The 13,905-nt window shown below is 65.5% G+C and carries 15 protein-coding genes; 8 read left to right on the plus strand and 7 right to left on the minus strand.

Annotation, left to right across the window (positions count from 1 at the left end; all coding sequences use genetic code 11):
* Positions 1 to 35: 35 nt before the first annotated feature.
* The 3 genes from GVL12_RS00730 (at position 36) to pth (ending at position 2,544) form a co-directional block, all read left to right on the plus strand.
* Positions 36 to 995, plus strand: a complete 960-nt coding sequence (locus GVL12_RS00730; RefSeq protein WP_159910721.1) for a ribose-phosphate pyrophosphokinase — start codon at positions 36 to 38, stop codon at positions 993 to 995.
* Between the two features lie 157 nt (positions 996 to 1,152).
* Positions 1,153 to 1,782 carry a 50S ribosomal protein L25/general stress protein Ctc gene (locus tag GVL12_RS00735; protein ID WP_159910722.1) on the plus strand — a complete coding sequence of 210 codons (630 nt, stop codon included), beginning with the start codon at positions 1,153 to 1,155 and terminating at the stop codon, positions 1,780 to 1,782.
* Between the two features lie 132 nt (positions 1,783 to 1,914).
* Entirely contained in the window at positions 1,915 to 2,544 is a 630-nt protein-coding gene (gene pth / locus GVL12_RS00740) for an aminoacyl-tRNA hydrolase (protein WP_159910723.1), read from the plus strand.
* A gap of 164 nt (positions 2,545 to 2,708) precedes the next feature.
* Here pth and GVL12_RS00745 read toward each other — a convergent pair whose 3' ends face one another.
* On the minus strand, positions 2,709 to 2,972 hold the full coding sequence (locus GVL12_RS00745; RefSeq protein WP_159910724.1) for a YfhL family 4Fe-4S dicluster ferredoxin: 264 nt from the start codon (positions 2,970 to 2,972) through the stop codon (positions 2,709 to 2,711).
* Positions 2,973 to 3,172: 200 nt separating this feature from the next.
* On the opposite strand from GVL12_RS00745, the gene GVL12_RS00750 reads away from it, so the two are divergent.
* The 5 genes from GVL12_RS00750 to GVL12_RS00770 all read left to right on the plus strand — a co-directional run bounded on the left by GVL12_RS00750 (position 3,173) and on the right by GVL12_RS00770 (position 8,473).
* The gene (locus GVL12_RS00750; RefSeq protein WP_159910725.1) at positions 3,173 to 4,135 is read left to right on the plus strand and encodes an ABC transporter permease; all 963 of its coding nucleotides are present in this window, start codon (positions 3,173 to 3,175) and stop codon (positions 4,133 to 4,135) included.
* Complete coding sequence (locus GVL12_RS00755) at positions 4,132 to 5,001, plus strand: ABC transporter permease (RefSeq protein WP_159910726.1); 870 nt, start codon at positions 4,132 to 4,134, stop codon at positions 4,999 to 5,001. Before GVL12_RS00750 ends, GVL12_RS00755 begins: the two co-directional genes overlap by 4 nt.
* A gap of 21 nt (positions 5,002 to 5,022) precedes the next feature.
* Positions 5,023 to 6,042 (plus strand): ABC transporter ATP-binding protein, encoded by a 1,020-nt coding sequence (locus tag GVL12_RS00760; RefSeq protein WP_159910727.1) that lies wholly within the window; start codon positions 5,023 to 5,025, stop codon positions 6,040 to 6,042.
* Entirely contained in the window at positions 6,039 to 6,908 is an 870-nt protein-coding gene (locus tag GVL12_RS00765) for an ATP-binding cassette domain-containing protein (RefSeq protein ID WP_159910728.1), read from the plus strand. Before GVL12_RS00760 ends, GVL12_RS00765 begins: the two co-directional genes overlap by 4 nt.
* Positions 6,909 to 6,979: 71 nt before the next feature.
* Positions 6,980 to 8,473, plus strand: coding sequence for an ABC transporter substrate-binding protein (locus GVL12_RS00770; RefSeq protein ID WP_159910729.1), 1,494 nt, complete (start codon positions 6,980 to 6,982; stop codon positions 8,471 to 8,473).
* Positions 8,474 to 8,650: 177 nt separating this feature from the next.
* Here the strand turns inward: GVL12_RS00770 and GVL12_RS00775 are convergent, their stop codons facing one another.
* The 6 genes from GVL12_RS00775 to aspS all read right to left on the minus strand — a co-directional run bounded on the left by GVL12_RS00775 (position 8,651) and on the right by aspS (position 13,872).
* Positions 8,651 to 9,295, minus strand: a complete 645-nt coding sequence (locus GVL12_RS00775) for a LysE family translocator (RefSeq protein ID WP_159910730.1) — start codon at positions 9,293 to 9,295, stop codon at positions 8,651 to 8,653.
* A 217-nt stretch (positions 9,296 to 9,512) separates the two neighbouring features.
* Positions 9,513 to 9,935, minus strand: a complete 423-nt coding sequence (locus tag GVL12_RS00780; RefSeq protein ID WP_159910731.1) for a BLUF domain-containing protein — start codon at positions 9,933 to 9,935, stop codon at positions 9,513 to 9,515.
* Positions 9,936 to 9,938: 3 nt separating this feature from the next.
* Positions 9,939 to 10,667, minus strand: coding sequence for a GTP cyclohydrolase I (folE, locus tag GVL12_RS00785; protein ID WP_235033778.1), 729 nt, complete (start codon positions 10,665 to 10,667; stop codon positions 9,939 to 9,941).
* Positions 10,668 to 10,757: 90 nt separating this feature from the next.
* Positions 10,758 to 11,513 carry an endonuclease/exonuclease/phosphatase family protein gene (locus tag GVL12_RS00790; protein ID WP_159910732.1) on the minus strand — a complete coding sequence of 252 codons (756 nt, stop codon included), beginning with the start codon at positions 11,511 to 11,513 and terminating at the stop codon, positions 10,758 to 10,760.
* Positions 11,510 to 11,983 carry a dihydroneopterin triphosphate diphosphatase gene (gene nudB, locus GVL12_RS00795; RefSeq protein WP_159910733.1) on the minus strand — a complete coding sequence of 158 codons (474 nt, stop codon included), beginning with the start codon at positions 11,981 to 11,983 and terminating at the stop codon, positions 11,510 to 11,512. Before nudB ends, GVL12_RS00790 begins: the two co-directional genes overlap by 4 nt.
* A gap of 95 nt (positions 11,984 to 12,078) precedes the next feature.
* Positions 12,079 to 13,872, minus strand: a complete 1,794-nt coding sequence (gene aspS / locus GVL12_RS00800; RefSeq protein WP_200843427.1) for an aspartate--tRNA ligase — start codon at positions 13,870 to 13,872, stop codon at positions 12,079 to 12,081.
* Between the last annotated feature and the right edge of the window lie 33 nt (positions 13,873 to 13,905).

Consider the following 13,905-nt stretch of genomic DNA (forward strand, 5'->3'; position numbering starts at 1 on the left):
TGCGTACAAGCAAACCCATAAACACTGGGAAGCTCATGCAGACCAATCATCCAGACTTCATGATTTTTACCGGCAATGCCAACCGTGGCATGGCCGAAGAGATTGCCAGCCATCTCGGCACCAAGCTTGGCGCCGCGGAAGTGGGCAGATTCTCCGATGGTGAAGTCACCGTCGAGATCAAACAAAACGTTCGCACCCGCGACGTTTTTGTTGTTCAGCCGACATGCGCTCCCACCAACGAGAACCTGATGGAACTCCTGGTGATGGTCGATGCGCTCAAGCGCGCATCCGCCGAGCGCATCTGCGCCGTGATCCCCTACTTCGGTTATGCCCGCCAGGACCGCCGCCCGCGTTCGTCGCGCGTGCCGATCACGGCCAAGGTCGTGGCCAACATGCTCCAGGCCGTCGGCGTGGGACGCGTGTTGACCATGGACTTGCACGCTGACCAGATCCAGGGCTTCTTCGACATTCCCGTGGACAACATCTACGCGTCGCCGGTGCTGCTGGGCGATCTGCGCCAGAAGAACTACGAAGACCTGATCGTGGTGTCGCCCGACGTCGGTGGCGTGGTGCGCGCACGCGCCCTGGCCAAGCAGCTCAACTGCGATCTGGCGATCATCGACAAGCGCCGCCCGAAGGCGAACGTCTCCGAAGTGATGCACGTCATCGGCGACATCGACGGCCGCAACTGCGTGATCATGGACGACATGATCGACACTGCCGGCACCCTGGTCAAGGCTGCCGAAGTGCTCAAGCAGCGCGGCGCCAAGAAGGTCTACGCCTACTGCACCCACCCGATTTTCTCGGGCCCGGCCATCGAGCGCATCGCCGGCGGCGAGGCACTCGACGAAGTCGTCGTGACCAACACCATTCCCCTGAGCGCTGAAGCCCAGGCCTGCAACAAGATTCGCCAAGTCTCCGTGGCACCGCTGATCGCCGAAACGATCAAGCGCATTTCCACGGGTGACTCGGTACTCAGCTTGTTCTCGGAATAAGACCTCATACGAGATCTCCGGCCGCCTGGCCGGCGCAAACCTCCTTCGGGAGGTTTTGTGTGTTTCAGAGCATCCCAAGGACAGTCGGGCATGTGCCGGTCTGTCTTTTTATCAAACGAGTCCGACTGGTCGCGGTCGACTCACACAGGAGCTAATCATGAACTTCGTCGCTACAGAGCGCGCCAAGCAAGGTACGGGTGCGAGCCGCCGTCTGCGTAATTCGGGCAAGACCCCCGGCATCGTGTTCGGCGGTTCCGCTGAACCTTTGGCCATTGAACTGGACCACAACGACCTGTGGCACGCCCTGAAGAAGGAAGCGTTCCACTCCAGCGTTCTGGAAATGGACATCGCCGGCCAGACCAGCAAGGTCGTGCTGCGTGACGTGCAATTCCACCCCTTCAAGCAACTCGTCCTGCACGTTGACTTCCAACGCGTGGACGAAAGCACCAAGCTGCACCTGAACGTGCCCCTGCACTTCGAAGGCGCCGACAAGTCGCCCGCAGTGGCCCAGGACAAGTGCATCGTGACGCCTCTGGTCACCGCCCTGCCCGTGGTCTGCGTTCCTTCGGACCTGCCCGAGTTCATCACGGTGGACCTGAGCAACCTGCAAAAGGGTTCCTCGTTCACGCTCAAGCAAGTCCAGCTGCCCAAGGGCGTGGTTGCTCACGTGCGTGGCGCGCAAAGCAATCCTTCGCTGGTTTCCATCGTGCCTCCGGCCGATGAACTCGTCGCTCCCGTCGAAGGCGCTGCAGCTCCCGCTGCTCCCGCCAAGAAGGGCAAGAAGTAATCACTTCTTGAGTGCAGCGTCCAGGCCGCAAGGCCTGTGCGCTGCCCCAAAGCCAACGGCCCACCGCTTCATGCGCGTGGGCCGTTCGCTTTGGGGAGACCTATGCTTGCGGTCCATGGAGATAATTCACACATGATCAAACTGTTTGTCGGCCTGGGCAACCCCGGCCCCGAGTATGCGGACACGCGCCACAACGCCGGTTTCTGGTGGATAGACGGGCTGGCCCGGGAGCTCAAGGTCACGCTGCAGCCCGAACGCAGCTATTTCGGCCTGGCCGCGCGCGCCAGCGTCGACGGCAACAACGTATGGCTGCTGCAGCCGCAGACCTTCATGAACCTCTCTGGCAAGTCCGTCGGGGCGCTGGCGCGCTTCTTCAAGATCCTGCCCGAGGAAATCCTTGTCGTGCACGACGAGCTCGACCTTCTTCCGGGCCAGGCCAAGCTCAAGCGCGGCGGCAGCCACGCGGGCCACAACGGCCTGCGCGACATCCATGCGCAACTCGGCACGGGTGACTACTGGCGGCTGCGCATAGGCATAGGCCACCCGGGCGACCGCGCCGAAGTCGCCAACTGGGTGCTGAAAAAACCCGCGCCCGACCAGCGCACGCTGATCGAGGACAGCATCGCGCACTCACTCAAATCCTGGAAATTGCTGCAGGCGGGCGACATGGAGAAGGCGACGCTGCAGATCCATACCACCAAGCCGCCCAGGCCCAAGCCGGCGAAGCCGGTGGCTGAGGGCGGAAGCGTGAAAGTCGGCTGAGACGCGTGTGGCGACTAAACACAACGCCTTGCAACCACTGGACTGCAGGCCGTCCACCCTTCGACCGGGCCGCGCAGGCAAGCTCAGGGCGAACGGATCACCGTTCGTGGTGAGCCTGGCTCGGCGCCCCCGTCGAACCATGAACGGCCTGTCCTCAAAATCCGTCAACCCCCCTGTGCCTTCACCGCCTCCAGCCGCGTGAACTTCTCGAACAGCGTCTCCCGGCTTTCCACATGGTCGGGATGCACTGGAATGCAGGCCACGGGGCAGATCTGCACGCACTGCGGCTCGTCGAAATGGCCTACGCATTCGGTGCACTTGGACGGCGTGATCTCGTAGATCAGCTCGCCCATGTAGATCGCGTCATTCGGGCACTCGGGTTCGCAGACGTCGCAGTTGATGCACTCGTCGGTGATCATCAAGGCCATGTCGGCACCCCGCGCGCGCGCAGCCGCGCCTGGCAACACAATGGAGAAGACGGCACAGGTTTCATATAGGCGCAATTATCCGGCCCAGATCAATAGTCCCGCAGCGATAGCGGACATGCCCATGCCGCGCGGCCTGTCCCGGCCGCCTGGTATCGATTTTTGCCGCTATGCTCTGCCCTGCCTGCTGAACCGCCCCTTTCATGAGTGTCTTTCTCCTCAAACGCCTCCTCACGCTGATCGCCACCCTGGTCGCCACGTCGGCCGTGGTGTTCGTGGTGCTGGAAGTGCTGCCCGGCAATGCGGCCCAGGTGCTGATGGGGCCGGACGCCGCGCCCGAAGCCGTGCAGGCGCTGGCCGAGCAGCTCGGGCTGAACCAGCCGGCCTGGCAGCGCTACCTGCAATGGGTGCAGGGACTGCTGGTGCTCGACCTGGGCAACAGCTATGCCTATGGCAGCCCGGTGCGCGACCTGGTGCTCGAGCGCCTGGCGCTCACGGTGCCGCTGGCCGTGCTGGCCATGCTGATCACCACCGCGCTGGCGCTGCTCGCCGGTGTCTATGCGGCCTCGCGCCACAACCGCTGGGGCGACGTCGGCGTCATGGGCCTGGCGCAGCTGGGGATTGCGATTCCGAATTTCTGGTTCGCCATCCTGCTGATCCTGCTGTTTTCGGTGAAGCTGCAGTGGTTCGCTGCCGGCGGTTTTCCGGGCTGGACCGAAGACGCGGGCGGCGGTTTCTGGGTCGCGCTCAAGGCCTTGCTGCTGCCCGCGATCTCGCTGGCCGTGGTGCAGGCCGCGATCCTGGCGCGCATCACGCGCTCGGCCGTGCTCGAAGTGCTGCGCGAGGACTTCGTGCGCACCGCGCGCGCCAAGGGCTTGTCTGCGCGCGCCGTGCTCTGGGGCCATGTGCTGCGCAATGCCATGGTGCCCGTGATCACGGTGATGGGCCTGCAGTTCGCCAACCTGCTCGCCGGCACCATCGTCGTCGAGAACGTGTTTTACCTGCCCGGGCTGGGCCGGCTGATTTTCCAGTCGATTGCCAACCGGGACCTGATCGTGGTGCGCAATTGCGTGATGCTGCTGGCGACGATGGTGATTGTGGTCAATTTCGTCGTCGACCTGCTGTACGCGGTCATCGATCCGCGCCTGAAAGCCAGCGACCTATGAGCCCGCCCGCCCTTCTTGCCCGCAGCGCCGCACCCACCGCCTGGCAGCGCGCACTGCGCCAGCGCAGCTTCGTGCTCGGCGCGGCGCTCACGCTGGCATTGCTGTTCGCCGCGGGCCTGTCGTTTGTCTGGACGCCCTGGTCACCTTACGAGATGGACCTGCCGTCCAAGCTCCAGCCGCCCGGCGCCGCGCACTGGCTGGGCACCGACGCGTTCGGGCGCGACGTCGCCTCGCTGCTGCTCGTGGGCGCGCGCAATTCCATTCTCGTCGGCGTGATCGCCGTGGGCATAGGCCTGGGGCTGGGCACGGCGCTGGGCCTGCTGGCCGCCGCGCGCCGCGGCTGGGTCGAGGAAGCCATCATGCGGCTGGCCGACTTCACGTTCGCGTTTCCCGCGATCCTGTCGGCCATCATGCTCACGGCGGTGTTCGGCGCGGGCATCGTCAACTCCATCATCGCCATCGGCATCTTCAACATCCCGACCTTCGCGCGCGTCACGCGCGCTTCGGCAAACGCGGTCTGGTCGCGCGAATACGTGCTCGCGGCGCGCGCCTGCGGCAAGAACCGCTGGGCGATCACGCGCGAACATGTGCTGCCCAATATCGTGCCGATGCTGATCGTCCAGGCAACCATTCAGTTCGCAATCGCCATCCTGGCCGAAGCCGCGCTGTCCTACCTGGGCCTGGGCACGCAGCCGCCCCAGCCTTCGTGGGGGCGCATGCTCAGCGAAGCCCAGACATTGATGTTCGAAGCGCCGCTGCTGGCGATCTGGCCGGGCCTGGCCATCGCGCTGGCGGTACTGGGCCTGAACCTGCTGGGCGACGGCCTGCGCGACCTGCTGGACCCGCGGCTGGCGCGCTCGCGCTGAAACCTGTACCTTCGCAGCACCATGGCATTGCTTGAAGTTTCCAATCTGCAGCTCACGCTGGCCACGCCGCGCGGCCCGGTCACGGCCGTGCGCGACATGGACTTCGCGCTCGAGCGCGGCGCCACGCTGGGCATCATCGGCGAATCGGGCAGCGGCAAGTCGCTGACGGCCATGGCGCTGATGGGCCTGCTGCCCGAACGCGCGCAGCTCTCGGGCAGCATACGCTTCGATGGCCAGGAACTCATAGGCCTGCCCGAGTCCGAACGCTGCGCGCTGCGCGGCAACCGCATCGCCATGGTGTTCCAGGAGCCGATGACGGCGCTCAACCCGCTGCACAGCATAGGCCGGCAGGTGGCCGAGCCGCTGCGCCGCCACCGCGGCCTCGATGCCGCCCAGGCCAGGCGCCGGGCCCTGGCCCTGCTCGACCGCGTGGGCATCGCCAACGCCGCGCGGCGTTTCGACGCCTATCCGCATGCGTTCTCGGGCGGCCAGCGCCAGCGCGTCACCATCGCCATGGCCCTGGCCTGCGAGCCCGACCTGCTGATTGCCGACGAGCCCACGACCGCGCTCGACGTGACCATACAGCAGCAGATCCTCGACCTGATCAGCGACCTGGTCGACGAACGCCAGATGGCGCTGATCCTGATTTCGCACGACCTGGGCGTGGTCTCGCAGAACGTCGACCAGCTGCTCGTGATGTATGGCGGCAGCGTGGTCGAAAGCGGCACGACCGAAGCGATCTTCGGCCACCTCGGCCACCCCTATACACGCGGACTGCTGGCCGCGCGGCCGCAGATTGCCGCGCACGGGATGGTGACGCACCGACGCCTGCCGACGATCGCCGGCAGCGTGCCCGAACTCGCCGACATGCCGCCCGGTTGTCCGTTTGCCGGACGCTGCCCGCACACCATGGATCTGTGCTCGCAGCAGCGCCCGCCCGCCATCCGCGTGGATGCCGGCGCCGACGCAGACCACCGGACGCGCTGCCTGCGGCCCGAAGTGGTGCATGCCCCCTTCCCCGCGACCGCCGCCCTGCCATGATGTCCCCTGTCACCCCACCTGTCCCGCCGCTGCTCGAAGTCACCGACCTCGCGCGCAGCTACCGGCTGCCGCGCGAGCGGCTGTTCAGCGCGCCGCCGCGCATCGAGGCCCTGCGCGGCGTGAGCCTGCGCATGGAAAACGGCCGCAGCCTGGGCGTGGTCGGCGAATCGGGCTCGGGCAAATCAACGCTGGCCCGGCTGGTGATGGCGCTGGACAAGCCCGACGCCGGCCAGGTGAAAGTGCTGGGTCAGGACCTGCACCGGCTCGCGCCAAAGGCGCTGCGCGGCGCACGGCGCGATTTCCAGATGGTGTTCCAGGACCCCTATGGCTCGCTGGACCCGCGCCAGCGCGTGGCACGCATCGTCGCCGAGCCGCTGCAGGCGCTGCGCCTGGGCAGCCGCGCCGAGCAGCGCGAGCAGGCCGCGCAGGCCCTGGCCGAAGTCGGCCTGCGCAGCAGCGACCTGGACAAATACCCGCACGAATTCTCGGGCGGCCAGCGCCAGCGCATCGCGATCGCGCGCGCGCTGATCACGCGCCCGCGCCTGATCGTCGCCGATGAGCCCGTGAGCGCGCTCGACGTGTCGGTGCAGGCCCAGGTGCTCAATCTCCTGCAGGACCTGCAGCAGCAGCACGGCCTGGGCTATCTGCTGATCAGCCACGACCTGGCCGTGGTGCAGCAGCTGTGCGACGAAGTGGTCGTGCTCTACCAGGGGCAGATCGTCGAGCGCGGTGCGCCCGCGCAGCTGTTCAGCGACGCCCGCCACCCCTATACCCGCGCCCTGGTCGCGGCCGTGCCGAGAATCGCGCCGGGACGCGCGCGCGCGCGCCGCCGCGAGCGTGCCGCTGCCAGCGCCGCAATAGTGTAAAAAGGGGGATGCACCGCCAGCCTGCAAAGGCTGAACACGCCCCCAGAACGTTTCGCCCGGAGACATCCCCCATGTTGAATCGCCGCAGTGTATTGGCCGCCAGCACCCTGGCCAGCACGACCTTGCTCGCGCCCTGGAGCGCCATTGCCCAGGACAGGAAAAACAGCGCCGTGGTGCTCGCGCTCACGCTCGAGCCGCCAGGGCTGGACCCCACGGCCGGCGCGGCCTCGTCGATTGCCGAGATCGTGCACTACAACATCTTCGAGACCCTGACCAAGATCAATTCCGACGGCAGCGTCTCGCCGCTGCTCGCCGAGAGCTGGGAAGTCGGCGCCGATCTCAAGACGTTCACTTTCAAGCTGCGCAAAAACGTCAAGTTCCACAACGGCGTACCGTTCAATGCCGATGCGGTGAAGTTCTCGTTCGATCGCGCCGCGAGCGAGACAAGCACCAACAAGGACAAGCGCAACTTTGCGAGCATGCGTACGCAGATCGTCGATCCGCACACGGTGGTGATCACCAACGAGGACATAGACCCCGACTTCCTGTTCGTGCTCGGCCAGGCCACCTCCATCATTGTCGAGCCCAGGAGCGCGGCCACCAACGCCACCCAGCCCGTGGGCACCGGCCCCTACCAGATGGGCCGCTGGAGCAAGGGTGCGTCCGTCACGCTGCAGGCCTGGAAGGACTACCGCACGGCCAAGGACATCCACATCCAGCGCGCGACGTTCCGCTTCATTCCCGATCCCGCGGCCCAGGTCGCGGCGCTGATGGCCGGCGACGTCGACTGCTTCCCGCGCGTGTCACCGCGCAGCGTCGCGCAATTCAAGGCCAACCCGCGCTTCCAGGTGCTGGTCAGCGGCTCGCGCGCCAAGACCATTGTCGCGATCAACAACGCGCGCAAGCCCTTGAACGATGTGCGCGTGCGCCGCGCCATCGCCGCCGCCATCGACCGCAAGACGGTGATCGACGGCGCGGCCGAAGGCTATGGCGTGCCCATAGGCAGCTACTACGTGCCCACGGCCTTCGGCTATGTCGACACCACGGGCATCAACCCCTACGACCTCGACAAGGCCAAGGCGCTGCTGGCCGAAGCCGGCGTGAAACTGCCGCTGACGCTGACCATGACGCTGCCGCCCGCGCCCTATGCGCGCCAGGGCGGTGAAGTGATTGCGGCCCAGCTCGCCAAGATAGGCATCGAAGTCAAGCTGCAGAACGTCGAATGGGCGCAGTGGCTCAGCGGCACCTATGGCAACAAGAACTACGACCTGACGATCATTTCCCACGTCGAGCCTTTCGACCTGGGCAACTTCGCCAAGCCCGACTACTACTGGGGCTACCAGTCGCCGCAATTCAACGCGCTGTTCGACCAGATCAAGCGCGCGTCCCGCCCCGCGGACCGCGCACGGCTGCTGGCCGAAGCCCAGCGCCTGATCGCGCAGGACGCGGTGCATGCCTTTCTCTACCAGCCGCAATGGGTCACGGTGGCCAGGAAGGACCTGCGCGGCCTGTGGAAAGACATGCCGGTGTTTGTCAACGACCTCTCGGCCCTGTCCTGGGCCTAATGGGCCCGGCCGGCGTTTAGCGTACGCAGCCTTTGAAACTGGCGCGCCCCAGCCGCTTGGCAGCGAGGAAGGGCCGCCCCGTACCGAGGCTGCCGTCCCTAGCCGGGCGCCCCCCTCCACCGAAGGTTGAGAGGGGGAAGCCGGGGCGCGCCTAGCGCGAAGCGGCTCAGGGGGTGCCTACTTTTCCAATGAAGCCAGGCGCGCGGCCAGGCCGACAAAGACCAGCGCGGTCAGTCGGTTGAGCCAGCGCTGGCCGTGGGCCGAGCGCTGCAGCAGGCGGCCAAACGCGCCGGAGAAGCAGGCCATGGCGCCAAACACCAGGAAGGCGGCCAGCATGAACACGCCGCCCAGCACCATGATCTGCGGCGCCAGGCTGCCGCGTGCCGGATCGGCAAACTGCGGCAGGAACGCCAGGAAGAACATCAATACCTTGGGGTTGGTCAGGCTCATGAGCATGCCGCGCGCGCTCATGCGGCGCAGCGCGCGGGCACTCAGTTCGACACCGGCCTGGCGCGCTGCGGTGTCGGCCTGCGTGACAGGTGCACGCCAGGCCTGCCAGGCCAGATACGCGAGATAGGCCGCGCCACAGTATTTGAGCACGGTGAAGGCCATCGGCGACGAAGCAAAGACCGCGGCCAGCCCCAGGGCCACGGCCGCCGTATGCACCACCAGCCCGGCGCAAAGCCCCACCACCACGGCCATGCCGGCGCGCGCGCCGTGGCGTATCGATTGCAGCAGCACAAACACATTGTCCGGGCCGGGGCTGAAGGCCAGCAGCACGGCAACGCCAAAGAACGCGATCAGGGTTTCGGGAGTGGGCATGAAAAGGCTTTCAGACGCTCTTGAACCGCGGCGCTCGTCACCAGCCTGGATCACCAGTCCCTCGATGGTGCGTGGCAAGGGGCTAGTGGAGGGCCGGTACGATTGAGCAGAGAGTTCGGGAAGGGCGGATCGAGCCGCCGCCGGGCCGCCCCAAGGCGGCGAGGGCCCCCCTGGGGGACAGCGCGCTACGCGAAGCGAGCAAGCGTGGGGGCTATGGTCAAGCCCGGCCCATGATGGAGGCAGTCGCCATCAACTCTTCCAGCAGCGCCAGCGACATCTTCCCCGACACCGCATAGGGATCGAGCTCGATGGTCTCGGAATACTTGAGAACGATCGCATGGTTGATGCGCGACAGATTGACCTGGCCCATGGTCCAGCCGCCAAAGCGGCGCTCGTCGATTTCCTCGTAGTACAGCAGTTCCACATCCTGGTGGCGCGCATCGCGCTGGATATGGCCAAACAGCGCGCTGACCTGCGAGCGCCCGCCTTCGATGGCCTGCAGGAACACGCCGCCGCCATAGCACAGCACGCCGGTGATGCCCGAGGCCGGGTTGTGCTCGCGCGCCTGGGTCAGGATGGCTTCGATCGCAGCGGCAGAATCGTCTGCGGCTCGGCTTGCATAGATCAGGCGCACCAGCATGTATCAGTTCCTTCCGGGAATCAGCGAGAGAAATTCGCGACGCAGCGTCGGGTCCTTGAGGAATACGCCGCGCATCACCGAGTTGAGCATCTTCGAGTCCATCTCGCGCACACCACGCCAGGACATGCAGAAGTGCGAAGCTTCCATGACGATGGCCAGGCCGTCGGGCTGGGTCTTTTCCATGATCAGGTCGGCCAGTTGCACCACGGCTTCTTCCTGGATCTGGGGGCGTCCCATGACCCAGTCGACCAGGCGCGCGTACTTGGACAAGCCTATGACATTGGTGTGTTCGTTGGGCAGCACGCCGATCCAGATCTTGCCTATGACCGGGCAGAAATGGTGGCTGCAGGCGCTGCGCACCGTGATCGGGCCGACGATCATCAATTCGTTGAGGTGCTCGGCGTTGGGGAACTCGGTGATCGCCGGGGCCTGCGTATAGCGGCCCTTGAACACTTCGTTGACATACATCTTGGCCACGCGCCGCGCCGTGGTGCGCGTGTTGTGGTCCTTGGCGGTATCGATGACCAGGCTGTCGAGCACGCCCTGCATCTTGGACTCGACTTCGTCGAGCAATTTCTCGAGTTCGCCGGGTTCTATGAATTCCGCGATGTTGTCGTTGGCGTTGTAGCGCTTGCGTGCCGCAGCAAGCCGCTCACGAATTTTCACGGAAACGGGCGTCCCTTCGTCGGGGCTGGCGGTATTCATGTCGGCGGCAGCGAGTTCTCTGAGCATGCGGGCATCCTACCAGCGATTGCGCTGTTTGCCCTCGCAAAGGACTTCCCCGGTTTTCGCTGCAAAGCCCGGTGATCCGGGGCCGCAGCCTCAGAGCTTGAACTCGGCGATCAATGGCAGGTGGTCGGACATGCGCCACCAGATCTTGCCCTTGGGCACATGCAGGCCGCAGGGCGTGAGCCCGCGCACATAGACATGGTCGAGCTGGGCCAGTGGCAGACGCGAGGGATAGGTCATCATGCCCGCAGCATCATCGAACTCGTAGAGGCCAAAGCCGGCGAGCATGCGCTTGATCTGGCCGCCCCAGTCGTTGAAGTCGCCGGCGACGACCAGCGGCGCGCCCGGCGGCACTTCGCGCTCGATGAAGCGCTGCAGCTGCGCGATCTGGCGCATGCGGCTGCCGCGGATCAGGCCCAGATGGACGACGATCGCATGCACGCACCGGCCCTGGATATCGATCTCCACATGCAGCAGGCCGCGCTGCTCGAAGCGGTGGTCGGAGATGTCCTCGTGCTTGTGCGCCAGCACCGGCCAACGGGTCAGCAGCGCGTTGCCGTGCTCGCCGTCGCGCGTATAGGCATTGGTGCGGTAGATCGACTCATAGCCTTCGGGTGCGAGATATTCAGCCTGCGACACCTCGGGCCAGCGGTCGAAGTACAGCGCTTCGCGCCGGTTCATCTTGCGCACTTCCTGCAGGCAGACGATGTCGGCGTCGAGCTGCTCGACGGCCAGGCCCAGGTTGTGGATCTCGAGCCGCCGCGCCGGGCCCAGCCCCTGGACGCCCTTGTGGATGTTGTAGGTCGCGACACGCAGGATGCCGGAGTCGGAAGGATGGGCAACAGTCATGTACAGCGGGTAGAACAAAGGATAGGGGACGCGAGGCGAGGCAGAAGCAATATCGCTTCCGCGTTCGATGCAGCCGTACAGCGGTCCGCCGCTTCGTGCCAAGCATGCCAAGCAAATGCGGTATGTTCGCGAGGATTCAAGCCCACGCAGGTGTAGGACGGAACCTCCAGACCGAACACCCGCTCGGTGTTGTGCCAGACACCCGGTGCGTAGCGGTGCTGCCACTCAGGGTAGATGGTGTAGACGTTCTCGAGCTGCCAGTCGAGCAGGCGGCAGCCCGGGCCATGGGCGTCGATGCCGGTTTCCTCGCGCACCTCGCGCGCGGCCACGGCTTCCCAGTCTTCGTCCTCGAAGTCCTTGCTGCCGGTCACCGACTGCCAGAACTCCGGCTGGCCCGTGCGCTGCAGCAGCAGTACCTGCAGTTGCGGCGTGTGGATCACCACCAGCACGGATTGCGGAATTTTCGCCATGGACCATTGTGGCCCAGGCGGGCACCCAAGAAAAAACGGCACCCGCCTGACCCTAGGGTCAAGCGGGTGCCGCTGTTCAGGAAAGCCGGGAGCTATTAAGCCTTTGCTGCGTCGAGGTTCCGAAGACGGATGTGCAGTTCGCGCAGCTGCTTCTCGTCGACCGGGCTCGGTGCCTGGGTCAGCAGGCATTGGGCGCGCTGGGTCTTGGGGAAGGCGATCACGTCGCGGATCGACTCGGCACCGGTCATCAGCGTGACGATGCGGTCCAGGCCGAACGCCAGGCCGCCGTGCGGGGGCGCGCCGTATTGCAGCGCGTCGAGCAGGAAGCCGAACTTGAGCTGTGCGTCTTCGGGCGTGATCCTGAGCGCGTCGAACACCTTCTTCTGGACTTCGGCGCGGTGGATACGGACCGAACCGCCACCCATTTCCCAGCCGTTGAGCACCATGTCGTAGGCCTTGGCGATGCACTTGCCGGGATCGGTGACCATCAGGTCTTCATGGCCATCCTTGGGCGCCGTGAAGGGGTGGTGCACCGCGACCCAGCGGTCGTTTTCCTCGTCATGCTCGAACATCGGGAAGTCGACCACCCACAGCGGCGCCCAGCGGTCTTCGAACAGGCCGTGGCTCTTGCCGAACTCGCTGTGGCCGACCTTGATGCGCAGCGCGCCGATGGCGTCGTTGACGATCTTTTCCTTGTCGGCGCCGAAGAAGATCAGATCGCCGTCCTGGGCGCCCGTGCGCTTGACGATTTCGGCCAGGGCCGCGTCGTGCAGGTTCTTGACGATGGGCGACTGCAGGCCTTCGCGGCCCTTGGCAGCTTCATTGACCTTGATCCAGGCCAGGCCCTTGGCGCCGTAGATCTTGACGAACTCGGTGTAGCCGTCGATCTCGCCGCGGCTGATGGCCGCGCCACCGGGCACGCGCAGTGCCACGACACGGCCACCAGGCGTGGTCGCGGGTGCGGAGAACACCTTGAAGTCGACATCGGCCATGACGTCGGTCAGTTCGGTGAATTCGAGCTTGACGCGCAGGTCGGGCTTGTCCGAACCATAGAGACGGGCTGCGTCCTGGTAGCTCATGACCGGGAAATCGCCCAGGTCCACGCCCAGCGCGGTCTGGAACACGGTCTTGATCATGCCCTGGAACATGTCGCGGATTTCCTGCTCATCCATGAACGAGGTTTCAATATCGATCTGGGTGAATTCAGGCTGGCGGTCGGCGCGCAGGTCTTCGTCGCGGAAGCACTTGGTGATCTGGTAGTAGCGGTCGAAGCCCGCGACCATCAGCAACTGCTTGAACAGCTGGGGCGACTGGGGCAGCGCGAAGAACTGGCCGTCGTGCACGCGGCTGGGCACGAGATAGTCGCGCGCGCCTTCGGGCGTGCTCTTGGTGAGCATGGGCGTTTCGATGTCGACGAAGCCATTGGCGTCGAGGAACTTGCGCACTTCCATGCTGACCTTGTAGCGCAGCATCAGGTTCTTCTGCATGTAGGGACGGCGCAGGTCGAGCACGCGGTGCGTGAGGCGCACGGTTTCCGACAGGTTCTCGTCGTCGATCTGGAACGGCGGCGTCACGGAAGCGTTGAGCACGTTGAGTTCATGGCACAGCACTTCGATCTGGCCGCTCTTGAGCTTGTCGTTGGTCGTGCCCGCGGGGCGCGCGCGCACCAGGCCCTTGACCTGCACGCAGAATTCGTTGCGCACGCCTTCGGCGGTCTGGAACATCTCGGCGCGGTCCGGGTCGCAGACCACCTGCACATGGCCTTCGCGATCGCGCAGGTCGATGAAAATCACGCCACCGTGGTCGCGGCGACGGTTCACCCAGCCCGACAGGGTGACGGTTTGGCCCAACAGGGCTTCGGTCACAAGACCGCAATAGTGGGAGCGCATGGCCATGGCTAGTCTTCCTGCGCCCTCTTGGGA

Source organism: Pantoea sp. 18069 (assembly GCF_902706035.1).
Taxonomy (GTDB): Bacteria; Pseudomonadota; Gammaproteobacteria; order Burkholderiales; family Burkholderiaceae_C; genus Comamonas.